At 73.7% G+C, this 24,182-nt stretch carries 18 protein-coding genes; 12 read left to right on the forward strand and 6 right to left on the reverse strand.

What is annotated here, in order from left to right:
- Position 1 precedes the first annotated feature (1 nt).
- On the reverse strand, positions 2–589 hold the full coding sequence (locus AB0G50_RS23920) for a helix-turn-helix domain-containing protein (protein ID WP_360112328.1): 588 nt from the start codon (positions 587–589) through the stop codon (positions 2–4).
- Between the two features lie 111 nt (positions 590–700).
- On the opposite strand from AB0G50_RS23920, the gene AB0G50_RS23925 reads away from it, so the two are divergent.
- The 3 genes from AB0G50_RS23925 (at position 701) to AB0G50_RS23935 (ending at position 6,454) form a co-directional block, all read left to right on the forward strand.
- Positions 701–1,375 carry a DUF2306 domain-containing protein gene (locus AB0G50_RS23925; RefSeq protein ID WP_360112330.1) on the forward strand — a complete coding sequence of 225 codons (675 nt, stop codon included), beginning with the start codon at positions 701–703 and terminating at the stop codon, positions 1,373–1,375.
- A 465-nt stretch (positions 1,376–1,840) separates the two neighbouring features.
- Positions 1,841–5,878: a WD40 repeat domain-containing protein gene (locus AB0G50_RS23930; protein WP_360112332.1), complete on the forward strand. Its 4,038-nt coding sequence runs from the start codon at positions 1,841–1,843 to the stop codon at positions 5,876–5,878.
- A gap of 72 nt (positions 5,879–5,950) precedes the next feature.
- A complete protein-coding gene (locus tag AB0G50_RS23935; RefSeq protein WP_360112334.1) occupies positions 5,951–6,454 on the forward strand; it encodes a DUF2165 domain-containing protein in 504 nt (167 codons plus the stop codon).
- A gap of 1,323 nt (positions 6,455–7,777) precedes the next feature.
- On the opposite strand, the gene AB0G50_RS23940 is transcribed toward AB0G50_RS23935, so the two are convergent.
- A complete protein-coding gene (locus AB0G50_RS23940) occupies positions 7,778–10,093 on the reverse strand; it encodes a helix-turn-helix transcriptional regulator (protein WP_360112336.1) in 2,316 nt (771 codons plus the stop codon).
- Positions 10,090–11,328, reverse strand: coding sequence for an Hsp70 family protein (locus tag AB0G50_RS23945; RefSeq protein ID WP_360112338.1), 1,239 nt, complete (start codon positions 11,326–11,328; stop codon positions 10,090–10,092). Before AB0G50_RS23945 ends, AB0G50_RS23940 begins: the two co-directional genes overlap by 4 nt.
- Before the next feature lie 253 nt (positions 11,329–11,581).
- On the opposite strand from AB0G50_RS23945, the gene AB0G50_RS23950 reads away from it, so the two are divergent.
- The 3 genes from AB0G50_RS23950 (at position 11,582) to AB0G50_RS23960 (ending at position 15,741) form a co-directional block, all read left to right on the forward strand.
- Positions 11,582–12,475: an IniB N-terminal domain-containing protein gene (locus tag AB0G50_RS23950; RefSeq protein ID WP_360112340.1), complete on the forward strand. Its 894-nt coding sequence runs from the start codon at positions 11,582–11,584 to the stop codon at positions 12,473–12,475.
- Between the two features lie 96 nt (positions 12,476–12,571).
- Entirely contained in the window at positions 12,572–14,368 is a 1,797-nt protein-coding gene (locus AB0G50_RS23955; protein WP_360112342.1) for a dynamin family protein, read from the forward strand.
- Entirely contained in the window at positions 14,368–15,741 is a 1,374-nt protein-coding gene (locus AB0G50_RS23960) for a GTPase domain-containing protein (protein WP_360112344.1), read from the forward strand. Before AB0G50_RS23955 ends, AB0G50_RS23960 begins: the two co-directional genes overlap by 1 nt.
- A 7-nt stretch (positions 15,742–15,748) precedes the next feature.
- Here the strand turns inward: AB0G50_RS23960 and AB0G50_RS23965 are convergent, their stop codons facing one another.
- A complete protein-coding gene (locus tag AB0G50_RS23965) occupies positions 15,749–16,564 on the reverse strand; it encodes a LysR family transcriptional regulator (RefSeq protein WP_360112346.1) in 816 nt (271 codons plus the stop codon).
- 78 nt (positions 16,565–16,642) lie between these two features.
- On the opposite strand from AB0G50_RS23965, the gene AB0G50_RS23970 reads away from it, so the two are divergent.
- Positions 16,643–17,461, forward strand: a complete 819-nt coding sequence (locus AB0G50_RS23970) for a PhzF family phenazine biosynthesis isomerase (RefSeq protein WP_360112348.1) — start codon at positions 16,643–16,645, stop codon at positions 17,459–17,461.
- A gap of 944 nt (positions 17,462–18,405) precedes the next feature.
- Here AB0G50_RS23970 and AB0G50_RS23975 read toward each other — a convergent pair.
- Positions 18,406–18,831, reverse strand: a complete 426-nt coding sequence (locus tag AB0G50_RS23975) for a nitroreductase family deazaflavin-dependent oxidoreductase (RefSeq protein WP_360112350.1) — start codon at positions 18,829–18,831, stop codon at positions 18,406–18,408.
- A gap of 319 nt (positions 18,832–19,150) precedes the next feature.
- Between AB0G50_RS23975 and AB0G50_RS23980 the strand changes: the two genes are divergently transcribed.
- The gene (locus AB0G50_RS23980; RefSeq protein ID WP_360112352.1) at positions 19,151–20,146 is read left to right on the forward strand and encodes a LysR family transcriptional regulator; all 996 of its coding nucleotides are present in this window, start codon (positions 19,151–19,153) and stop codon (positions 20,144–20,146) included.
- A 49-nt stretch (positions 20,147–20,195) separates the two neighbouring features.
- Here the strand turns inward: AB0G50_RS23980 and AB0G50_RS23985 are convergent, their stop codons facing one another.
- A complete protein-coding gene (locus AB0G50_RS23985; RefSeq protein WP_360112354.1) occupies positions 20,196–21,008 on the reverse strand; it encodes an NAD(P)H-binding protein in 813 nt (270 codons plus the stop codon).
- 95 nt (positions 21,009–21,103) lie between these two features.
- On the opposite strand from AB0G50_RS23985, the gene AB0G50_RS23990 reads away from it, so the two are divergent.
- From AB0G50_RS23990 to AB0G50_RS24005, 4 genes are all read left to right on the forward strand, one after another.
- Positions 21,104–21,478: a helix-turn-helix domain-containing protein gene (locus tag AB0G50_RS23990; protein WP_360112356.1), complete on the forward strand. Its 375-nt coding sequence runs from the start codon at positions 21,104–21,106 to the stop codon at positions 21,476–21,478.
- A 286-nt stretch (positions 21,479–21,764) separates the two neighbouring features.
- Positions 21,765–22,697 carry a gamma-glutamylcyclotransferase family protein gene (locus AB0G50_RS23995; RefSeq protein WP_360112358.1) on the forward strand — a complete coding sequence of 311 codons (933 nt, stop codon included), beginning with the start codon at positions 21,765–21,767 and terminating at the stop codon, positions 22,695–22,697.
- Between the two features lie 99 nt (positions 22,698–22,796).
- Positions 22,797–23,396, forward strand: a complete 600-nt coding sequence (locus AB0G50_RS24000) for a DUF4232 domain-containing protein (RefSeq protein WP_360112360.1) — start codon at positions 22,797–22,799, stop codon at positions 23,394–23,396.
- On the forward strand, positions 23,397–24,182 hold the full coding sequence (locus tag AB0G50_RS24005) for an alpha/beta fold hydrolase (RefSeq protein ID WP_360112362.1): 786 nt from the start codon (positions 23,397–23,399) through the stop codon (positions 24,180–24,182).

Here is a 24,182-nt window from a genome sequence, read left to right on the forward strand (position 1 = left end):
GTCAGGGCTCCTTCCGTGCTGCGGGGTGGACGGCGACGACGACGCGGTGCGGGCGCCCGCCCTCGGCCGTCTCGTCGTGGTACTTGGCGACCAGGGCCGTGACGGCGCCGGCCAACTCCTCGGCGAACCGGGCGCGGTCCCCCGCGGTGGCGAAGCGGACCTCGCCGTCGAGCGCGAACGTGGCCACCTTCTTGCCGGCCTTGGACGCGCCGCCGATCAGCTCGCCGACGTCGCGGACCAGCCGGGCGGCCACCGAGAGCAGCCAGCGCGCGGACAGCCGGTCGGGCGAGCGCGCCGGGTCCGGCTGCACGGCGGCGAGCGCGGTCGGCGAGATCACGTAGGAGGCCGCGGTGGCCCGCATGACCCGCTCGGTCATGTTGCCGCGCCGGCGCTCCTCGGCCAGCTCGACCAGACCGTGCTGCTCGAGCTGCCGGAGGTGGTAGTTGACCTTCTGCCTGGGCAGCCCCACCTCGGCCGCCAGCATGGTCGCGGACTTGGGCTCGCCCAACGCCGCCAGCAGTCGGACCCGCACCGGGTCCAACGACACCTCGGCCGCCGCCGGGTCCTCGATCACCGCCACTTCGAGCATGGGCCCACCGTGCCACCGACAACTCCAGTTGTCAAGACAAGACTTCTTGTCGGTGAGCGGCGGTCAGCGGACGGTGCGCGAACGGTCAGCGCGGCTCGCGACAGTCGGTGCATGAAGAAAGCACGCGGGGCGTGGACGTGGGCGCTCGGGCTCGTCGTGGTGGTGTTCGTGGCGTTCTCGGTGCCGCCGTACCTGAGCGGCGGCACCCGGGTTCCCGCGCCCGAGGGGAATGCCTGGCACTACCCCGTGCTGGTGGGGCACGTGCTTTTCGGCTCGATAGCGATCCTCACCTGCGTCGTCCAGGTGTGGCCGTGGTTCCGCCGACGATTTCCGGTGTGGCACCGGTGGGTCGGACGCGTTTACGTGTTCGGCGGGGTGCTGCCGGCCGGGATCACGGCGGTGTCCGTCGGCGCGGTGAGCCCGTTCGGACCGGTGAACCAGGTCGGGAACGTGCTGATGGGCTCGTTGTGGCTGGGTTTCACCGTCGCCGGCTGGTGGAACGGTAAACAGCGGCGGTTCGGCGCGCACCGGCGGTGGATGGTGCGCAGTTTCGCGCTCACCGCGTCGATCATCTCGAACCGGGTGTGGGCCGTGGTCACCACGATCGTTTTCACGCCGCGACTCGACAGCGCGTTCGGCGGCAGCGAGATCGCGCTCGGCCAGGCCATCGCGGGCACCACCTCGTGGCTCGGCTGGGTGCTGCCGCTGGTGCTCTCGCAGTGGTGGCTCGACCGGGCGAAGCCGCGCGGCGCCGTGCCGCGGGAGGCACCCGCCGCGCGGGGTTAGGCGCGCAGCGGGGCGGCGAGCCTGGCCAGCAGCACCAGTCTCACCTCGGCCCGGTCCCGACCGTGCGCGTCCAGCACGGTCCGCAGGATCGGGCACACCCGCGGCTCACCCGGGAGGTCACGCTCCGCTACCGGCGACCGGCCGGCCGGCTCACCGTCGACCACGGGCGGCGCGGCACGTCGCCGCGCCGTTCCAGGTACCGGGCAGCGCGGGCGCACACCGCTGAGAAGACCCCCAGGACTCCTCAGCGACGAACGATTCGCGACCCGCACCAGTTGACTGCGAAACCACGTGGACCGGTCCCTTCGCACAACCCGACGACGTCGGCGGAACGTCCCGGGCAGCTTGGCAGCGCAAGTCGTTAGGGTGGACCACCCGGGGCGACACCGGTCGAAGAAACTCCAGTTCACCGCTCACATCCGGTTTTCCGGTCCGGAAGACCGGACCCGAGGAGGCCAGCTGCGGATGCCTAGTTCCGATCGCGCTTCGGGACCCCGGGCGGTCTTCGCGGAACGGTTCGCGCTGCTGTACGCGGAAGCGGGCGACCCGCCGCTCAAGCGGGTCACCGAATCGGTCGCCCGCACCCGGCGCGCCGACGAACGGGGCCGGCCGGTGCGCGCCACCGCGCAGCGGGTCAGCGACTGGCGGCGCGGCCGCAACGTGCCCGCCCGGTTCTCGGCACTCTCCGTGGTCCTGGAAATCCTCATCGGCGAAGCCAGGAAAGCGCGCCCGCAGCCGCAGCCGGCCGAGTTGTACGACCTCGACGCGTGGCGCGCGCTGTGGGAGGAGGCGCTGTCCAGCCCGGCGGGCGGCGCCGAGGAGGACCCGCCGAGCACCGAGGAGATCGGCGTGTGCCCCTACCGGGGGCTCGCCGCGTTCCAGCCCGAGGACTCCGGCTGGTTCTTCGGCCGGGAACGCAGCACCGCCGCCCTCGTCACCCGGCTGGGGGCGGCGGTGGACTCCGGCGGAATAGTGATGCTGGTCGGCGCCTCGGGTGCCGGGAAATCGTCCCTGGTGCGCGCCGGCGTCATTCCGGCGGTCAATTCCGGCGCGCTCGGCGTCGACGGCTCGGCGCGGTGGCCCGCGGTGGTGGTGACACCCGGCGCCGATCCGGTCGGCGAACTCGTCGGACAGGTTCCGGAACTCGCCGACGTGCTCGACCGGACGTCGAACCCGGACCTCGGCGCGGAGGACGGGAACCCGTTCCCGGATTCGGCCTTCGCGGGCGTTCCGCGATTCGCCGCGCGGATCAGGGCCGCTTTCGCCGCGCACGCCGAAAAGCACGGCGCCGAACGCGTGGTGGTCGTGGTCGACCAGTTCGAGGAAGCGTTCACGTTGTGCGGCGACGAAACGCTCGTGCAGCTTTTCGTGCAGGCCCTGCACATCGCGTGCACGCCCGCGACACCCGGCGGTTCCGCGCCCGCGCTGGTCGTCCTCGGCGTGCGCGCGGACTTCTACGGCCGGTGCCTGGCCTACCCCGAACTCGCCGACGCGCTCCAGGAGCGCCAGATGGTGCTCGGCCCGATGACGTCGGCCGAACTGCGCGAGGCGGTGTCCAGGCCGGCCCGCGCGGCGGGGCTCCAGCTCGAGGCGGGGCTGATCGAGTTGATGTTGCGCGACCTGGGCGTGCGCAGCGGTCGCGCGCCGGGACGGGCCGGGCAGGGGGCGTACGACGCGGGCGCGCTGCCGCTGCTCTCGCACGCCCTGCTCGCCACCTGGCAACGCCGGCAGGCGGGCAAGCTCACCATCGCGGGCTACCGGCAGGCGGGCGGCATCCAGGGCGCGGTCGCGGCCACCGCCGAACGGGCCTGGGCCGACCTCGCGCCCCGGGCCCAGTCCGCCGCGCGACCGCTGCTGCTGCGCCTGGTCCGGGTCGGCGAGGACACCCAGGACACCCGCCGCCGCTCCACCCGGCACGCGCTCGTGGGTCAGGCCGCGAACCGGGCCGCGGGCGAGGAGGCGCTGGAGGTGCTGGCCCGGGCCCGCCTCGTCACGCTCGACGCGGGCTCGGTCGAGATCACCCACGAGGCGCTGCTCCAGGCGTGGCCCCGGCTGCGCAGCTGGATCGACCAGGACCGCGAGGGTCAGCTGCTGCGCCAGCGGCTGGAGGAGGACGCGGCCGGCTGGGCGGCCCAGCACCGCGACCCGTCGCTGCTCTACCGGGGCGCCCGGCTGGAAACCGCGCGGCTGTGGGCCGACGGCGCTGGACCGCAGGGGCTCACCGGCGTGGCGCAGGACTTCCTGACCGTGTCCACCCAGCACCGCAAGCGGGCCGCGCTCGGCAAGCGCGCGGCCGTCGTCGTGGTCGCGGTACTGGCGGTGATCGCGGTGACGGCGGCCGTGCTCGCCGTGCGGCAGCGCGACGACGCGGTGTTCCGCCAGGTCGTGGCCGAGGCCGACCGGCTGCGCGAACCCGATCCGTCGCTGTCCGCGCAGCTCGACCTCGTCGCGCACCGGATGCGACCCGAGGACCACGACGTCTACACCCGGGTGATCTCCACCCAGGCCGCGCCGCTGGCCACCCTGCTCAACGGGCACACCGGCGCGGTGTACCTGACCTCGTTCAACCGCGACGGCACCACGCTCGCCACCGCCAGCTACGACAACACGGTGCGGCTGTGGGACCTGCGCGACCCCGACGACCCGAAACCGGCCAGCACCCTGCCCACGCACAAGGGGTGGGTCAGCTCGGCGGTGTTCAGCCCCGACGGCCGGGTGCTCGCCACCGCGGGCGACGACCGGACGGTGCGGCTGTGGAACGTCACCGACCCGACCACCCCGCGCGCGCTCGGGCTGCCCCTGGAGGCCGACACCGGGACGATCTACCTGGTCGCGTTCAGCCCGGACGGCCGAACCCTGGCCACCGCGGACGAGTTCGACACCGCGCGGCTGTGGGACGTGTCCGACCCGGCGAAGCCCAAACCCCTCGGACCGCCGCTCGGGCACCACGCCGGCCCGGTGCGCAGCGTCGCGTTCAGCCCGGACGGGCGGCTGCTCGCGGTCGGCGGCGACGACCACACCGTGGTGCTGTGGAACGTCACCGACCCGGCTCGGCCCGAGGTCCTCGGCGAGCCGCTGACCGGGTACGACGGGACCGTGCACTCGGTCGCGTTCTCGCCGGACAGCCGGATCCTGGCCACCGGCAGCGAGGACCACAGCGTGCGGCTGTGGGACGTGACGGACCCCGCGGCGGCGACACCGCTCGGCCGGCCGCTGACCGAACACGGCGGCGGCGTGTGGTCGGTGGCGTTCAACCCGTCCGGCACGATGCTCGCCTCCGGCGGCGCGGACGGCACCGCGCGGCTGTGGAACGTCACCGACCCCGCGCACACCACGCCCGTCGGCCAACCGCTGACCGGGCGCAACGGCACGGTGTACGCGGTCGCGTTCTCGCCCGACGGGTACCGGCTCGCCACCGGCAGCCAGGACACCGCGGTGCGCCTGTGGTCGTTGCCGCGCACGGTGCTGGTGGGTCACGCGGCGCGCACCATCGGGCCGCGGTACCTGCCCGACGGCAAGCGGCTGGTGACCGCGAGCGAGGACCAGACCATCCGGGTGTGGAACCTGACCGACCCGCGCGGACCGCGTCCCTCGAGCGGACCCGTGACGTCGCACGGCGCGGGCGTGTGGGCGCTGGCGATGAGCCGCGACGGTCGGACGCTCGCCAGCGTGAGCGACAAGTCGGTGCGGCTGTGGGACCTCACCGACCCCGACGTGCCGCGCTCCCTCGGGCCGCCGGTGGAGCTGAACACCCGGTACAGCGCGCCGGTCGCGATCCGGCCCGACGGCAAGGTGCTGGTGACCGGCGAGACGGACAAGTCGGTGCAGCTGTGGGACATCTCCGACCGCGAGCACCCGCGGCGGCTCGGCCGGCCGCTCGTCGGGCACTCCGGGTACGTGCACTACGTCGGGTTCACGCCCGACGGGCGGACGCTCGTGACGGCCAGCGCGGACCGCACGGTGCGGCTGTGGAACGTGGCCGACCCGGCCGTGGCCCAGCCGCTGGGGCAGCCGTTGACCGGGCACACGGGCGCGGTGCGCGGCGGCGCGGTGAGCCCGGACGGGCGGGTGTTGGCGACCGCGAGCGACGACAAGACGATCCGGTTGTGGGACTTGACGAACCCGGCTCGGGTGACGCCGCTCGGCGAGCCGTTGACCGGGCACGTCGAGGCGGTCGTGGCGGTGGCGTTCAGCCCGGACGGCGGGTTGCTCGCGTCGGGGAGCGACGACCGGACGATCCGGCTGTGGGACCTGCGCACCGGCGTGCCGACGTCGTTCGGGCAGGCGTTGACGGGGCACGACGCGGGGTTGCGGGACCTGGAGTTCAGCCCGGACGGCAAGGGGTTGGCGTCGACCGGGTACGACACGACGGTGCGGTTGTGGGACCTGGACGAGCGGCGCTCGGTGGACCGGATCTGCGCGAAGACGAAGGGGGTGCTGCCGGAGGACGCGTGGCACCGGCACCTGCCCCAACTGGACTACGAGCCGCCGTGCCCGTCGTGATCACTTCGGGTTCCCGGGGTTCGGCCACTCGGTGTCATGGTTCGCGCACGTGTTGTGACTAAGTTTCCGGGTATGCGTTTTCTTGGTCGGGCGGGGAGCCCGCAGGTGGCGACGGCGGTGCTGACGGCGGTGTCGGCGGCGTACATGACGCTGGTGGCGTTCGGGAACATCACCGACTACGGGACGAACCGGGCGTTCGTGGAGCACGTGTTCGCGATGGACACGACGTTCCGGTCGCCGGACCTGATGTGGCGTGCGATCACCAGCCAGTCGCTCGTGACGGCGGCGTACGTGCTGATCATCGCGTGGGAGTCGCTCACGGCCGTGATCCTGCTGGCGGCGGTGGTGTCGTGGCTCCGAGGCCACCCCACCGCCCGGCCGCTGTCGTCGACGGGCTGGGTCTTGCAGGCCGTGCTGTTCGGCCTGGGCTTCCTGGCGATCGGCGGCGAGTGGTTCGCGATGTGGCAGTCGAAAACCTGGAACGGCCTGACCCCCGCCTTCCAGAACACCACCCTGGCCACCCTGGGCCTGATCCTCCTCCACGCCTCGAAGCCCTCCCCCCAACTCGCCCCCTGATCACTCAATCCTCCAATCGTTCAACAATCCCCCAATCCAACAACCTAACCAACGTAGGATCGTTCAACAATCCCACCTTCCCACAATCCCCAACAGCCGAACGACTCGCCGCCCGCACCCACGCCAGAGCAATCCGCCGACAAGCGGCGGTCGACAGGCGGCGGTCGACGGCACTTCGGGCGGCCGCCGAAGCCGAGCGGCAGCGGGACATGCTCGACCGATGCACGCCCAGCGCGGCGACCCGGGCAGCAGCGAGCCAGGCGACCGGCGAAGCGGGCGGCGCAGCGGGAGCGGGCGGCGCGGCAGGAGCGGGCGGCGCGGCAGGAGCGGGCGGCGCGGCAGGAGCGGGCGGAGAGGCAGGAGCGGGCGGAGAGGGAGCCACGCGTTCGGCGAGCCGCCGGGCGGGTATCGACGGGCGGGTATCGACGGGCGGGTATCGACGGGCGGGTATCGACGGGCGGGTATCGGCCAGCGGGTGAATGCCAATGGGGCAGCAGAAAGCAGGCGTGCAGACACCTGACCGGCAGATCGCACCAGCCGCGACTTGCGGAAGTTGGCGGACGCAGCAGCCGGCAGGCGGTGGGCAGTGGGCAGTGGGCACCAGCCTGCGGGTCACACCGGCGATCGGTTGCGGCAGGCGGCGGACGGGTGGATAGGCACCAGCCCCGGCGAGGCCCTGCGGAGGCAAGCGGGGGTGGACGATCACCAGCCGGTCGGTGGCGGCCGGGAGGGCAGGTCGCGCAACCGATGAGCGGGCGGCAGTTGGGCGGGACGGATGGTCGCGGCCGGCGGATGGCTGCGGGCGGCGGCTGGCGGATGGTCATGACCAGCGGGTAGCGGCGGGCGCGGGCGGCAAGTGGCAGCGGCAGCGGCAGCGGGTTGCAGGCGGCAGCGGGTGGTGAGCGCCAGAGGATCGGCGGAGTGGGTGGCAGCCGGCGGTGCCGGCAGCCAGTGGGTGGGCGGGAGTCGGCGGGACTCGACCGTACGACAGGTGGAGGCCGGCAAGTGGCGACCCGTCGGCGGGCGGGGCCGGGGAGGCTTGGCGGCCGGCGGGTCTGGCCGGTTGACCAGCAGGCGGCAACCGGCGGATGGCCGGGTGGCCGGGTGGGCATCGGTCGGCGGGAACTCGACAGCAGCGGAACCCGACCAAGGGCGGGCTCGACAAGGGCGGGCTCGGCAGCGGGCAGGGCTGGGCAGCGGGCGGGTCGCGGCGGGTGCGGGGTCGGTCAGTCGGGTGGTGGGTGTGCGTCGGCGGGTGGTGGAGCGAGTTCGGGGTCAGGTGCGGGGGTGGGACAGGGTGGATTGTGGGGTTGTTGAACGATTCTAGGATCCTACGAGGCGGCGGAGGTGGTCCAGGAGGTCGGGGCGGCTGGTGCAGCCCAGGCGTTGGCGCATTCGGGCCATGTGGTGTTCCACCGTTTTCGCCGAGATGAAGAGGCGGTCGCCCACCTGTTTGTAGGTCAGGCCCGTCACCACCAGTTCGGCCACCTCGCGTTCGCGGTCGCTCAGGCGGCCCGTCGGTTCGGTCGGGGTGGCAGGACGGGCGGTCGGGGGCCGGCCCTGCAAGGAGCGGGCGCAGTCCAGCAGTCTCACCATCGCCTGGCGGTCCGACGTGCGGATGGCCGCCTGGCCCGCCAACCTCGCCGCGTCCCACCACTGCCCCGCCCCGTGCAACCCCTTCGCGGCGGCCTCCACCCGGTCCGGGTCGACCTCGCCCGCCAGCACGTCCAACCAGCTCTCCGCCGCCGCCGACACCGTCGCCGCGTACCGGCTGTGCGGCGCGCACGCCGCCAGGTTCGCCGCGTGCTCCTCCGCCGCCGCCGTCTCCTCCGCCGTGATCGCCGCGTGCAACCCGCTCCAGTGCAACGCCACCGCCCACAACGGCGGATCGCCCAACTGCTTGCACAACAACGCCGCCGACGCCAGGTGCGGCGCCAACCGGTGCCGGTCGCGCAACCGCGCCGCCGCCACCGCGAACTCACCCAGCGGCAGGAACGCGAACAGGTCCACCGGGTGCCGCAGCACGGCCTCGCAAGCCTGCTCCCACGTCCGCTTCACCGCGCCGAGGTCGCTGTCCCGCCGCGCCACCCCCACCTCCAGCGCCACCGCGAACAACCAGTCCCGCGGTTCCAACGCCCGCCCCGCCCGGCGCAACCCGGCCAGAACCTCCCGCGCCGCACCGAGATCACCGCGCACCATCGCGACCCACCCGCGCAACAACCGGTGCCGCACCACCATCAGCGCGCCGCCGAGCGAGGTCCGCAACGCCCGGTCCAGCACCGACTCCGCCACCCCGGGCTCACCGCCGTGCAACGCCACCAGCGCGGCCAACGCGGCCGGCGAGTCGGGCAGCAGCACGCCGCGCCCGGCCGGCTCCAGCAGCCCGACCGCACCGACCAAAGTGGACAATGCGGTATCCGGTGAGTCCACAACGGACTCCACAACCCCTTGCGCCATCAGCGAAGCGGCACCGTCGAGCATCGTCGGCGGTGCGGGCGGCAACGGCGCGGACGGCAGCCGACCGGTGCCCACCTGCCCGATCACCCCGAACGCGGTGGACGTCGCGGTCGGCGACCAGCGGTGCAGCTCGGTGCCCCGCGCCAGCTGACCCCGGTGCGCCAACGCGATCGCCGCGACCTCCGCCGCCGGACCGCGCAACTCCGGGTCGCCCGAGGAGATCACCCGGTCCGCCAACCGCAGCGCGGTGTCCAGGTCACCCGCCATCGCCGACGCCGCCGCGCGCCGCACCGCCAACCCGGGCGACGGCGCGCACGCCGCCAGCAACCGGGCCGCCAGCGCGGGATCCGTCGGCAGCGCCTCCTCCGCCGCGGCCCGGAACGCCGCCACCGCGCCGGGCCCGCCGACACCCGCGTCCACCAGCGGCGCGACCAGGTCCAGCACCGGACCGCCCGACTCCAGCACCAGCTGCGCGAGCCGCTGCCGCACCGCCACCCGCCGGTCCGCCCGCGCCACCGCGCCCACCGCGGCCCGCGCCACGGGCAGCAGCGTCCCGTCCGGCGCGAGCAGCCCGGTCGCCCGAGCCGCCTCGATCACCTCGCCCACCGCGTCGGAATCCTTGCCCAGCAACGAGGTCAGCAGGTCCAACCGCAGCGCCGCACCGGCTTCGGCGGCCAGCAGGAACTTCTGCACGTCCGCGTCGAGCCAGTCGAGGTCCGCCCGGAACGACGCCAGCACGTCACCCGGCACCTCCGGCGAGGTCACCCCGGCCAGCCGCCGCACGAACCGCGGCACGCCACCGGTCTGCTGGTGCACGAAGTCCGCCAACCCCCGCGCGGCCAGCGCCGACCGCACCTCGTCCCGGCTCCACGGCTCCAGCACGACCACCGACCCGGCCCGGGACAGCGACTCGGCGAGTCCGGCCAGCGCGCGCGACCGCGGCCACGGCCGGTAGGCCACGACCACCCGCGCGGCACCGCGTTCGACCCGGTCGCGCAGGTCCAGCAGGTCCCGCTCCGGCAACAGGTGCGCATCGTCCACAATGGACACGTCGACCTCGGCCAGCACCCGGGACAGCGCGCCGAGCAGGGTGGTTTTGCCGTACCCGCCGGGAGCGAGCACGCCCAGCCGGAGCGGGGCGCGGGGATCGGCGGCGACGCGCGCCACCACGGGGTTGCTCAACGACCGTCCTCGGGGTCTGCCGACCGGCGCCCGGTCACCGCGAGTCCGCGCACCACGCGCTTGACCGTGCGGCGTTCGGGCAGGTCGAGCGGAGTGATGTCGACCGGCGGGCGCGGCGGCGGCGCGGTGAAGTCGTCGTCCACGTAGTCCAGCGCCCCCACCGGGAAGCGCAGCGACGGGTCGTCGTAGCGGACCAGCACGGACGTCGGCACGGGCTCGGGTTCGGCGTCGCCCTCGAGCACCCGCCGGGCGTGCAGCGCCGCGCCCTTGACCGCGGACGTCTCGGGCGCGGCCTCGAACACCACCCGGCCGGGCGCCAACGCCGCCAGCAACGGGATCCGGGCGCTGCCGCCGACCAGCGCGGTCACCTCCACGCCGAGCCCGCGCGCGGTCCGCTCGAACACGGCGAGCGCCTGGTCCAGCGCCGGCCGCACCAGCTGCTCGAACCGCGCCCTGGTCAGCGGCACCTCCACCGACCCGGACGGCAGGTGCACGGGCAACCGCGTCTCCGGCAGCCCGGACAGCAGCCGCTTGGCCGCCTCGCAGTCCCGGCGCAGCCGCGCGTAGAGGGCGGACGTGCGCGGGTCGTCGGCGGGCAACCCGGTCAGCTCGCGCCCGAGCACCTCGCGGACGTGCCCGAACACCAGGTCGTCGAAGTCGACACCGGCGGCCTGGTCGACGCCTTCGGCGAACCGCACCACCTCGCGGCCGCGCACGACCGCCGCGCGGAACGCGTGACCGCCCAGCGAGAACACCCCGAGCGCGGGGGGCGGACCGTGCAGGAACGCGTGGTTCTCCGCCACGGCGAGCGGTTCGGGCAGCAGCGAGACGTCCGGCACGCCCACCGCGGCCAACGCGTCCAGCAGTCCCTTTCGGGTGGTCGGCCCCCAACCAGGTGAAGACGTGAGCACGACGTGTGCCGGCCCCGAACCCTCCTGCGCGGTCACCCGGTCGACCACCGACCGCACCACGAGCGCGGTCAGCTCCTCGGCCGGGCACAGGTCGGCGCCGAGCGCGACGGGCGTCCGGTCGCCGACCCTCCCGGTGAACCCGGTCGCCGACAGCCGCGGGTCGCCGAACTCGCCGACCACCACCGTGCCATCGGGCCTGAGCAGCAACGACGTGGCGAACCCGACCGCGGGCAACTCCGGTTCGGCCCGGCCCGCGCCACCGAGCCGGCACAGCGCGGCGGTGGTGCGCGTGGTGCCCGCGTCGACACCGAGGACGTACGGCAAGCCGAGACCCCTCCTCGTGGTGGCAGTTGCGGCCCACTGCCTACACGGCCGCGCCGGCACCTTCAACCCGATCCCCTAAGCCCTTAGGGAGTGAACGACAACCACCCCTCCGTGGTTGCGGGATATACGGGGAGTGATCCCCGATGGCGGCGGATCCCCCGCTGCCTAGCGTGGTCACCGACGCCCCGGACCTCCCCTGCCGGTCACGGGTCGTCCGAGAACTCCCGCCGAAACCCCCCAGGAGAACGCCACCATGGGCACCAGCCCCACCACGCTGCACGACTTCGTCCTCGACCTCCTCAGCGACCCGACCGCGCTGGCCGACTTCCAGGCCGACGCCGAGGGCGCGCTCGCGGCAGCGGGGCTGAGCGACGTGAGCGCGCTGGACGTGCAGGAGGTCATCCCGCTGGTCCTCGACTACGCGCCGTCCGGCAGCCTCCCCGCGCTGGACAGCACGCTCGTCGACGACCTGCCCGCGGACGCCGGCACGGCGGGCGCCATCAGCCAGCTCCAGGCCGTCGCCCAGCAGCTCTCCGGCGGCGGCTCGGACGTGAACCTCGCCGCGGCGGGCGCGCTGAGCGCCGACGCCAACGGCCTCCAGGTCTTCGGCGGTCTGGTCGGCTGGGGCGCCACCGACGCCGTCGCGGGCCAGTTCGACGCCGCGGTGGCGGGCGACTTCTCCTCGGTGGGCGACGTCGCGGGCTCCCTCGACGTCGCCACCCACACCACCGGCCAGGCCGCGGACCTGGCCGCCACGGCGAACGGCACGGTGCACGGTGCCGTCGCCACCGCCGGCGGGGTCACCGGCGCGCTGCCCGGCACGGACGGCCTGACCAGCCACGTGTTCGGCTCGCTCGACTCGCTGCACGGCGCGGTCGACGGCGTGACCGGTGGCCTCGCCGGCCACCTCCCCGCGAACCTCCCGACCCAGCTCCCCACCTCGCTGGACCCGACGGGTCTCACCGACCAGGGCCAGAGCGCCGTCACCACGCCCGCGCACACCGCCGCCGACTTCGCGGCGGACTCCGCGCACCACACCGCCGACGTCGCCGGTGTCGGTTCGGTCGTGAGCAACGTCACCGACGTGGCGCACCACGCGGACGTGCCGGTGGTCGACCACCTCGGGGTGGACGACCTGCTGTTCTGACGCGCTCCCGCCCTCCCGCGGAGGCCGGTCCCGTCCAGTCGACGGGGCCGGCCTCCTTTTACGTGACAGGCTGAACACGGCAGACTCTTCCGAGTGATGTCCGCGCCTTGGCTCGACGTGCTCGACGACACGATCAGGGCGTGCACCGCGCACCACCGCCCCGACCTGGCCCAACGGCTGCGCGAACAGCGCGCCGGGCGGCTCGGGCCCGGGCTGCGGGTGCTCGTCGTCGGCGAGTCGAGGCAGGGCAAGAGCCAGCTCGTCAACGCCCTGGTCAACGCGCCGGTGTGCGCGGTCGGTGACGACGTCACCACCACGGTGCCCACGTTCGTGAAGCACGCGGACACCCCGTCGGCCGCGCTCGTGCGCACGTCCGCCGACGCGCCGACCGAGCGGATCCCGGTGCCGATCGACGCGGTGGCGGGCGAGGTCAGCACGCCGCACGCGGGTGAGCTGGTGCGGGCCGAGGTCGGCATCCCGCGCGCCCTGCTCACCTCAGGCCTGGTGCTGATCGACACGCCGGGCGTCGGCGTGCCGCGGCCCGCGCACACCGCCGCCACGTTCGCCGCGCTGCTCCAGGCGGACGCGGTGCTGATGGTCTCGGACGCCACGGCCGAGCTGTCCGGGTCCGAACTGGACCTCCTCAAACGGGTGATGACGTCCTGCCCGAACGTGGTCGTGGTGCTCACCAAGATCGACATCACCACCGGCTGGCGGCACGTGCTGGAGCGCAACCGGGGTCACCTGGCCCGCGCGGGCGTGACGGCACGGCTGGTACCGGTGTCGTCCGCGCTGCGGCTGCGCGCGGCGAAGACCGGCGACCAGGCCCTCAACGCCGAGTCCGGCTTCCCGGAACTGCTCGAGTGCGTGCAGCGCGACATCGTGGCCGCCGCCGACGTGCTGACCAGCCGGGTCGTCGCGGTGTCGGCCGGTTCCGCGATCCGGCAGCTGGTCGCGCCGGTGCGGGAGGAGGTCGAGGCGCGCGGCGCCCGCGGCGCCGAGGAGGCGGTGGCCGCGCTCAACGAGGCGCAGCGCCGCATCGACGAGCTGCGCCGCCGGTCCGCGCGCTGGCAGACCGTGCTGGCCGACGAGATGGCCGACCTGGTGTCCGACGTGGAGTTCGACCTGCGCGACCGGACGAGGCGGATCCTGCGCGAGGTCGACAAGACCTTCGAGACCGCCGACCCGGCACGCGGCTGGGAGGCGTTCGAGGAGTGGTTGGAGGCCAACCTGACCGAGGCCGCCGCCGCGAACTTCGCCTGGCTGCTCGACCGCGCGCAGTGGGTCGCGGAGAAGGTGGCCAAGAGCTTCCCGGTGCACCGGGACGACCTGCTGCCCGAATCGGTGTTCCCCGACGACGTGCTGGAGCGGGTGTCCAAACCGGACCGACCGCGGATCGAGAAGTTCGGTGTGGCGCAGAAGCTGTTCACCGGGCTTCGCGGGTCCTACGGTGGGGTCCTCATGTTCGGACTGGTCACGAGCCTCGCCGGGATGCCGCTGATCAACGCGGTCTCGCTCGGCGCGGGCGCGCTGTTCGGGGGCAAGGCCGTGTACGACGAAAGCGACCAGCGGCTCAAGCGGCGGCAGGCGGCGGCGAAGGCCGCGGCGCAGCGGCACGTGGACGACTTCTTCCTGCGGTTCGGCAAGGACTGCCGGGACGCCGCGCGCCAGGTCCAGCGCAGCCTGCGCGACCACTTCGGCACGCTGGCCGAGGAACTCCAGGAAACCCTGCTGGAGTCGGCACGGGGCGCGCGGCGGGCCGTGCAGGCGGACACCGCCGAGCGCGAGCGCCGGGCGCACGAGGCGCGGCAGGAACTCGACCGGCTGGTCGCGCTCTACCGGCGCGTGCAGGCCCTCGCGGGCACACCCGCGCCGCTCGGGATCAGCGCCTGATGCTCGGCGACGAGGTCTGGCACCTGCTCAACGACGCGCTGTCGGTGTACCGGGACAGCCCGCGCGCCACGGCCTGGCTGCGCGGCTACGTGGCCCGGATCGACGAGCCGCTGCGGATCGGGGTCGCCGGACCGCCGCTGGTCGGCAAGTCCACCCTGGCCGGCGCGCTGATCGGCGACGAGTTCGACACGGGCGGCGCGGTCACCTGGTTCCGCGACGGCCCGCGGCCGCACGCGCACGTGGGCCCGCACGAGGTGCCGATGGTGCGCCGGGACGGCCGGGTGGTGATCGAGGCGTCCGGCGCGAACCGGATCGACGTGGAGTGGCCGTCGCGCTCGCTGCGCGACCTCACCCTGATCGACAACCCGGCGGGCGCGGCCGTCGAGCAGGTGTACCGGGACGCGGACGCCGTGCTGTACCTGACGAGGCACCTGCACCACAACGACCTGGAGTACCTGCGCGCCGCCCACGACCACCCGTTCGCCCGCGCCACGCCCGTGGGCACGGTGGTCGTGCTCGCGCGGGCCGACGAGATCGGTGCCGGCCGGATCGACGCGCTGACCTCGGCCAAGCAGATCGCCCGCCGGTACCGGCGCGAGGCGCAGGTGGTGCCGGTGTGCCAGAACGTGGTCGCGGTCGCCGGGCTGCTCGCGGTGGCGGCGCGGACGTTGCGCGAGGACGAGTTCGCCGCCCTCGCCGCGCTGGCCTCGTTGCCCCGCACCGGGTTGGACGACCACCTGCTGTCCGCGGACCGGTTCGTGGCGCACCACTTCCCGATCCAGCTGGACGCCGGCGTGCGACGCGCGCTGGTGGACCGGTTTGGGATCTTCGGCGTGCGGCTGACCACCACGTTGATCCGGCAGGGCTACGACACGCAGGTCAAGCTGACCGCACAACTGGTGCAGCGCAGCGGGTTGGGCGAGCTGCGCGAGTCGATCGGGTTGTACTTCGCCGAACGCAAGGACGTGCTGAAGGCCCGGGCCGCGTTGCTGGGCCTGGACGTGGTGCTGCGCGCCGAGCCTCGACCGGCCGCCGTCGGGCTCACCGCGGCCATGGAGCAGCTCGTGGCCTCGGCGCACGACTTCCGCGAACTGCGCCTGCTGGCCGCGTTGCACGGCGGTCGGGTGCGGTTCCCCGGTGAGCTGGACGACGAGGCCGCCCGGCTGGTCGGCGGGCTGGGCACCAGCATGCTGGCCAGGCTGGGCCTGGAGTACGAGCCGAGCGACACCGAGCTGCGGCACGCGGTGCTGGACACGCTGGGCCGGTGGCGCGAGCAGACGGTGAACCCGGCGCTGGACAACGCCCAGCGCCGGGCCGCGTCGATGGTGGTGCGCAGCTGCGAGGGCATGGTCGCGGGCCTCGGCCTGCGGTGAGCGCGGCTCAGGTGAGCGCGGCGGCGACCGCGCGGACCGCCGCCGACTTGCTCCGGCGCGGGTCGGTGACCAGGAACAGCGTGCTGTCGGGCAGGTCGCGCACGGTGTGCAGGGTGCCCGCGTCGAGCTGCTCGGCCACCGCGACCCGCGGCAGGACGGTCCACCCGAGCCCGGCCATCACGCACGACCGCACCGCCTCGATGCTGCCGAACCGGGTGATGTTCGGCGTCGCGGCCAGCTCGCGGACGAACCGGTCGGTGTACGAGCAGCCCTCCTCCAGCAGGAAGTACCGCTCGTCCACGGCCACGCCCGGCGCCGTCACCAGTTCGATCGGCTCGACGCCCAGCGCGGTCACCTCCAGCCCGGAGGCCACCACCGCCTCCTCCAGCACCAGCCCGAGGTCGAGGCCGCCGTTGCGCACGCCCGCCAGCGCCTCGCGGGTGCCCACCGGCGAGAGGTGCACCGTGATGCCCGGCCAGCGCAGCGCGACGTCCGCGATCCGCTGCGGCAACCGGTAGGCGCACACCGACTCGGGCGCGCCGATCCGCACGTCGCCCTCGACCGCGGTGCTGCCCCGGACCGCGTCCCGCAGCCGCTGCTCGGCGGCCAGCACCTCGCGCGCGTGCTCGACGGCCCGGCGGCCCGCCTCGGTGAGCCGCGCGCCGGTGGGCAGCCGGTCGAACAACCGCGCGCCCAGGTGTCGCTCCAGGGCTTTGACCTGGCTCGTCACCGTGGACTGCACCAGGTGCTGCTCGGTGGCGGCGGCGGTGAAGCTGCCGGTGCGCGCGAGGACGAGGAGCGTGCGCAGGAGGCGGGTGTCCATGGTCATCGACAATAGCGATGGATCACATCGGAGAGAATCGTTGGACTCGATGCCGGATCGGGGCGCACCCTGGCAGCCATGACCGACGTGCTCCGCTACAGCGCCTTCACCACCGACCCGGAGGGCGGGAACCCCGCCGGTGTCGTGCTCGACGCTACCGGGCTGGACGACGCCGCGATGCTCGCCGTCGCCGCTTCGGTGGGATATTCCGAAACCGCGTTCGTGCGCCCGACGGCCGAGCCGGACGCGTTCGACGTGCGCTACTTCAGCCCGCTGGTGGAGATCCCGTTCTGCGGTCACGCGACGGTCGCCGCCGCGGTCGCCCTCGGCCGCACGGGGTTGCTGCGCTTCCACACCCGGGCGGGCCTGGTCGAGGTGGCCGCGGCGCCCGGCACGGCGAGCCTGACGAGCGTGCCGACCGAGTCCGCCGACGCCACGCCCGCCGAGATCGCCGCCGCGCTGACCGCCCTGGGTTGGGCGGAGTCCGACCTGGACCCGGCCTACCCGGCGCGCTGGGCGTTCGGCGGCGCGTGGCACCTCGTGCTGGTGGCCGCCACCCGCGAGCGTCTGGCCGACCTGGACTACGACTTCGACGCGCTGGCCGACCTGCTCCGCTCGCACGACGCGGTGACGGCGGACCTGCTGTTCCCCCGCTCCGCCGACACCTGGGACGCCCGCAACCCGTTCCCGGTGGGAGGTGTCGTGGAGGACGCGGCCACCGGCGCCGCGGCGGCCGCGTTCGGCGGCTACCTGCGCACCCTGGGCCACGTCCGCGAGCCGCGCGCGATCACCGTGCACCAAGGTGTCGACATGGGACGGCCGAGCGTGCTGCGGATCGACGTGCGCCCCGACGACCCGCGCGTGACGGTGACCGGCGCGGCGGTGCCGATCCCCTGACCCGAACCCCCTGACCCGAATCCGCCGGCCGGAACCCCGCCGGCCCCAACCCGCCGACCCCGCCGACCTGACCCCGCCGAACCTGCCGCCCGGGCGACGAAAACGAAGCGCCACCCACCCCAACCCCGCCAAGCCTCCGCAACAGCAATCGCAACCGCGCCGGCGCCGTCAGCGGCAGCGGCGGCGGCAGCGGCGGCAGCGGCGGCAGCGGCGGCAGCGGCGGCAGCGGCAGCGGCAGCGGCAGCCAAATCTCCCGAACCGCGATCATCGGATCGTAGATTCGTGGAATCATTCAACAATCCATCAATTCTTCAATTGAACAAACCCGCCCCGGGGTCGCTGCACCCGAGCCACGCCCCCGAGCCCAGGCCACGCTCGAACTCGAGCCACGCATAGGGCCGAGCCGCGCCCGACTCAGGGCCGGTGCCGAGGCTCGAGCCAGGGCCGGAGCCGGTGCCGAGGCTCAGGCCGGGACTGGGACTGGGACTGGTGTCGGGCTCGGGCCAGCCCCGGGGCTGGTGTCGGGGTCGGGGTCGGGGTCATCATCGTGGGGATTGTGGGATTGTTCTACGATTCGACAAGCCTACAATTGAACACACCAGCCACGCCGTCCACGCCCGCTCGGCGGGCGCCTTGCCGGCACCCGCCGAGCGATCTCCGTCGAATCGGACCGGGATCCGGCGAGCCGGGTCGCTCTCTCGGAGCGGTCGGCAAGGGCCGGGTGGGACGGGTGGTTCCCCGGAGCGGCTCGGCCAGGGCCGGGGTGGAGCCGGTGGTTCCCCGGAGCGGCTCGACCAGAGCCGGGTGAGGGGGCCGACATTTCGGGCCGGTATTTCGGGCCGGCCGCTCGGAGCGGCCTCAGGGCGGCTCGGAGCGGCCTCAGGGTGGCTCGGCCGGCGCGGCTCGGCCGGGACGAGGCCGAGGCGGGTCGGGTGCGAGGCGGGTCAGGTGCGGTCCAGGACTACCACCGGGATCTCGCGGTCGGTTTTGGTCTGGTAGTCGGCGTAGTCCGGCCAGACCTCGTTCATCAGGTCCCACAGCCGCGCGCGCTCGGCGCCGGTGGCCGTCCGCGCCGTGGCCCGGAAGCGCTCGGCACCCACCTGGACCTCGGCGGTCGGGTCGTCCTGGAGGTTGCGGTACCAGGCCGGGTCGCGCGGCGCGCCGCCGTGCGAGGCGACGACCACGTAGGAGTCCTCGTAGGGCTGGTAGATGAGGGCGGTGCGGCGCGGCTCGCCGGACCTGCGGCCCTTGACGGTGAGCAGGAGCGTGTACACGCCCGGACGCCACTCGTGGCCCTGCGCGCCGTCCGTCTCGACGTACTGCCGGATGTGCTCGTTCACCCAGCCAACGGGGCTGTCGACAACTGACATGGCCCCGACGCTACTGAAAATGCGACGAAGCCGCCGGTCGCTACTCCGCAGTCACGACCGGCGGCTCCGCACACAGGGGTGGGGACGTCCGCCGCACACCCCCCTGGCCCGTACGACCGACCCCGGCGCCCCAGGAATCCGCCCGCGTAAACGGTTTCCGGTTCGCTCGACCACGTGGTGGATCAGGTCGGTCGACGGCCACGACCTCAGTAGATCTGGCTCGCGCGCATCTCGTGATCTCCTCTTCGCAGGGTTGCTCCGCCAACTATGGCGGCCCGAGGGGGTGGCGGCTCATTCAAAAGGGGGATAGAAGGACGTTATGCCCGAGCTCGAACTCCGCCACCTCAGAGCGGTCTGCGCGATCGCCGACGAGGGAAGTCTCACGAAGGCCGCCACCCGGCTGGGTCTCACCCAGCCGGCGATGAGCGCCCAACTCCGCACCGTCGAACGCATCGTGGGCGGTCAGCTCTTCGACCGCACCCCGGGCGGCTCCGTCCCGACCGACCTCGGCAAGCAGGTGGTCGGCACCGCCCGGCTGGTGCTGGACGAGGTCGGCCAGCTGGTGTCGCTCGCCAAGTCCCGCTCCGCGGCGTCCGACGGCACGCCCGGCCCGCTGATCGTCGGCGGGGTGCCCACCTTGTTCTTCGGCCACTTCGTCGAGGAGCTGCGCAAGGTCATCCCGTGCTCGGAGATCCGCACCGAGATCCTGCCCGGCGCCTCGGACCTGCTGGAGCAGTTGGTGTCCGGTCAGGTCCAGCTGGCCGTGCTCGACCGCTTCGAGGGCATGGAACGCCGCGAGTTCCGCGGCCTCGAGGTGCGTCGGCTGGTGTCCGAACCGCAGTTCGTCGCCCTGCCCGACTGGGACCCGCTGGGTCAGGACGACGAGGTGGACCTGGCCTCGCTCGCCGACCGCGACTGGGTGTCGCCCGCCGACGAGTTCGTCGGCAACCGCATCCAGATCTTCGCGGTCTGCGCGGAGGCCGGGTTCGTGCCGAAGTTCACCCACCACGTCAACGAGGCGTCCACCGCGCGCAGCCTGGTCGCCAACGGCGCGGTGTCCTTCGCGCTGCCGCAGTCCCGCGGCGGCGACGGCATCGTGATCAAGCCGCTCAAGGGCTCGCCGCTGATGGTCGACCTGCTGCTGGCCACCCGGCGGGAGGGTCCGGCCTCGGGTCGGGCGCACGACGTGTTCCAGGCGGCGGCCAAGGCCTACCGGGCCGTGCTGCCGCGCAACCCGGCGTACGCCGAATGGTGGGAGCACCACCCGGAGGCACACGCCGAGATCGACGCGGCGCTGCTGCTGGCCGACGGCTGACGCGGGCTCCGGCCGGGTGGCCCCGCGTCCACCCGGCCGGACCCCGGCCTCACCCCGCTTCCCGCACGGCCTTCACGGCGTCCTCGATGCCGACCGGCGCCCGGCCGATCAACGACGCCAGGTCCGTCCGCACCGCGGCCAGCGCGCCGCGACCGATGTTGACCTCGATGTCGGTCAGCAGCCCGGCCACGAACGGCGGCAGCCCGAACCCGATCAGCGCGGCCTCCCGCTCGGCGGCCGACACCGGCACGTGCGTGGTGCCGGCCAGCTCGGCCAGTTCGGCGAAGCTCCAGGCCCGCGGTCCGGTCAGCTCGTACACCTTGTTCTCGTGCCCGGCGGTGGACGCCACGACCGCGGCGGCCAGCGCCAGGTCGTCGCGCGACACGCTGGCGATCCGGCCGTCGCCCGCGGCGGTGGTGATCGGGCCGTGCGCGAGGGCCGGGGTGTAGTTCTCGTGGTACATGCCGTTGCGGAGGAACGTGAAGGGGATGCCGGTGTCCCGGATCAGCTCCTCGGTCGCCTTGTGCACCGCGGCCAGACCCAGCGGCGAGGTGTCCGCGTCGCTGACCGAGGTGTAGACGATCCGGGTCACGCCCGCCCGCACGGCCTCGGCGACCGCGTTGCGGTGCCGGGCGATCCGGAGGTCGTCCGGCCCGTCGACCGACACCAGCACCAGGGTGCCCACGCCGTCGAACACGCCGGTGAGGTCGCCGTCGAAGTCGCCCTTGCGGACCTCGAGCCACAGGCCCTCCGCCTTGGCCGGGTCGCGGACCGACACGGCGAGTTCGGGCACCCGGCCGCGGAGGTGCTTCACGATGAGGGAACCCAGGTTGCCGGTCGCGCCGGTGATCAACGTCGTCATGCCGGGAACGCTAGGGCGACCGCTTACTTTTCGTAAGTACCTACCTTTTCGTGGGGTACTTACACATCGGAAAGCATCGAGGTAACGTGGCGCGCATGGGCATGAAGGGTGACGTGTACGACCGCAACTGCCCCTCGCGCACGATCGCGAACCACGCGACCTCGCACTGGGGCAGCCTGGTGCTGGGCAAGCTGCTCGACGGCACGCGGAGGTTCAGCGAACTGCGCCGCGCGGTGACCGGCGTCAGCGAGAAGATGCTGGCCCAGGCGCTCCAGTCACTCGAACGGGACGGGCTGGTGGTCCGGGACGTGCACCCGGTGATCCCCCCACGGGTGGACTACTCCCTCACCCCTTTGGGTACCCAGGTCGCGGAGCAGATCAAGGGCTTGTTCGTCTGGATCGAGGACAACCTGGACGACCTCGTGGCCGCCCAGGAGGCGTACGACGCGCGGCGCGCGGAGAACGTGTGACACCTCACGTCGACCCCTCCGATCTGCACCGGTAAAGGCAGGTCAGGACGCCGGGTTTCACCAGTTCAGGGGGTTTAGAGATCCGATGGGTAGTGTTCTCCGAACCTCAACGTCACGTGAATTCGGCGTGAGCCTTGCCAGAATGGGCAGCATGACGCAGCCCTTCACAGACGATAGTCACCCGGCCGAGCCCTATCCGGGGGCTCGGCCGGGGCACTGCTTCGTTCACCTGGACGGTGAGGGGTGGCCGGTCACACCGGACCCCGGCGCCGACTCCGGGTGGCGGGTGGCACCGGACGGGCAGGACCTCGACGACTGGCTCGCCGACCACGGCGAACCACCGCTCGCGGCCCGCACGCCGGTGCTCGCCTACGGGTCCAACGCGAACCCGTCCAAGGTCACGTGGCTCCGCGAGGAGCTGGGGTTGACCGGGCCCGCGGTCGTGCTCCGGGCCCGCTGTGAAGGTCTCGCCGCGGTCTGGGCCGCCGGCTTCCGCAAGTCCGACGGGCAGCGGCCCGCGACGCTCGCCGCCGCGCCCGGTCTCGAGGAGGAGCACGCCGTCTGGTTCGCCACGGCCGACCAGCTCCGCGTGCTCGACCGCTGCGAGGGCCGCGGTCTGCGCTACCAGCTCGTCCGGGTGCACACCGGTCGGGTGACGCTGTTCGACGGCAGCGTGATCGACTCCGTCCTGGCCTACACGGGCCGCGCCGGCAAGCACCGGATGCCCCTGCTGTCGCCGGCCGGCCGCCCGGTGCGCTGCGCCGACGTCGACCAGCGCCGGGCCCGCTTCATGGCCGGCCGCGCCGCCCTCACCGACGGACTGGACGTCACCCCGGTGCACGGCGACCCCTCGCCGGACGACTGGCCGGACCGGCTGTTCGTCTACGGCACCCTCCAGCCGGGCCTGTCCGCGTGGGACGTCGTCGCGCCGTTCGTGGTGGACGAGCCCACCGCCGCGCGGCTGCCCGGCCTGCTGCTCGACAGCGGCCGCGGCTACCCGGCCCTGCGCCCCGGAACCGGTCCCGGCGTGCCCGGCCACGTGCTGCGGCTGGAGTCGCCCGAGGACGCGCTGCCCGTGCTGGACGAGTACGAGGGCGACGAGTACCGCCGCGTCCGGGTGACGCTGCCCGACGGCCGGGTCTGCTGGACCTACCTGTGGACCGCGGCGGTCGAGGGACTCGCCGTGCTGCCCGACGGGTGGGCGGAACCTCACGGGTGAGGTGCCCGATCCGGTGAATTCCCGGCCGACAGGGCCAACCCCGACCCCCTCGGGCCCGTCCTGTTGGTAGGACCACGTATCCGATCCCTGGAGGTGGACATGAGGCGACTTCTCCTCGCCGCGTGCGGTGTCCCGGTGGCCGTGCTCACCGCGTGCGGCAGCCCCGCGCCGGTGGCGACCCAGACGACCGTGGTGGTCACGTCCGCCTCGCCCAGTCCGTCGGCGGCGCCGTCGAGCCCGGCCGTGCCGCCGACCCAGGCGACCACGGCCGCGCCCGCGTCGAACCGCTGCACGGCGGACTCGTTGAGCGCCAAGGCGGAGAACTCCGACGCGGGCGCGGGCAACCGGTACGGCAAGCTCGTGGTGACCAACAAGAGCGGCGCGGAGTGCACGCTCAAGGGGTACAGCGGGTTGCAGCTGCTGGACGCCGGCGGTCAGCCCGTGCCGACGAACCTCCAGCGCGTGGACACGCCCGGGCCGACGCCGCTGACCCTCGCGGCGGGCGCGTCGGCGGCGGCCAACCTGCACTGGACGGTGGTGCCGACCGGTTCCGAACCGCAGGACAAGCCGTGCGAGCCGGAGGCGACGAGCGCCGCGGCCATCCCGCCGGACGAGACCAGGCCGATGTCGCTGACCTGGGGCCTCGGCCTGGTCTGCGGCGGCGGGAAGATCGAGATCAGCGCGTTCTACGCTGCCTAGGTGATCGAGTCCAACGTTCCCGGCCACGCCGGCGAACTCCGCGTCCGGACCTGGCCCAACCTCGACGCCACGTGGCTCGCCGTGCTCGTGCACGGGTACGGCGAGCACTCCGGCCGCTACCGGCACGTGGCCGACGCCCTGGTGGCGGCCGGCGCGCTCGTGGTGGCACCCGACCTGCCCGGCCACGGCGGTTCCGACGGACCGCGCGCCGTGGTGCCCGACCTGGACGGCCTGGTGCTCGACGTGGCGGCGGCGGTCAGCTCGGCGGCGTCGGACCTGCCGACCGTGCTCGTCGGCCACGACCTCGGCGGGCTCGTGGCGACCCGGTACGCGCAGCTGCGCCCGTTGACCGCGCTGGTGCTCTCCGCGCCCCTGCTGGGCGCGTGGGAGGGTCTGGACGCGCTCGGCCAGGCCGAGGTGCCGGACACCCCGATCGACCCGGAGCTGCTCTCCGGGGACCCCGAGGTGGGCGAGCGGTACTCGGCCGACCCGCTGGTGTGGCACGGCGCGTTCCCCCGGGCGACGCTGGAGGCCGTCGAGCGCGGTCTGGACGAGGTGAACTTCGGGCCCGCGCTGGAGGACCTGCCGGTGTTGTGGCTGCACGGCGACGCCGACGAGCTCGTGCCGCTCGCCGACACCCGCACCGGCACCGACCGGATCCGCGGCCTGCTGTTCGAGGAGCGGATCTACCCCGGCGCGCGGCACGAGGTGTTCAACGAGACCGGGCGCGACGCCGTGCTGGCGGACGTGGTCGAGTTCGTCCACCGGGTGCTGCGCCGGGGCTGA

Source organism: Actinosynnema sp. NPDC020468 (genome assembly GCF_040642015.1).
Lineage (GTDB): Bacteria > Actinomycetota > Actinomycetes > Mycobacteriales > Pseudonocardiaceae > Actinosynnema.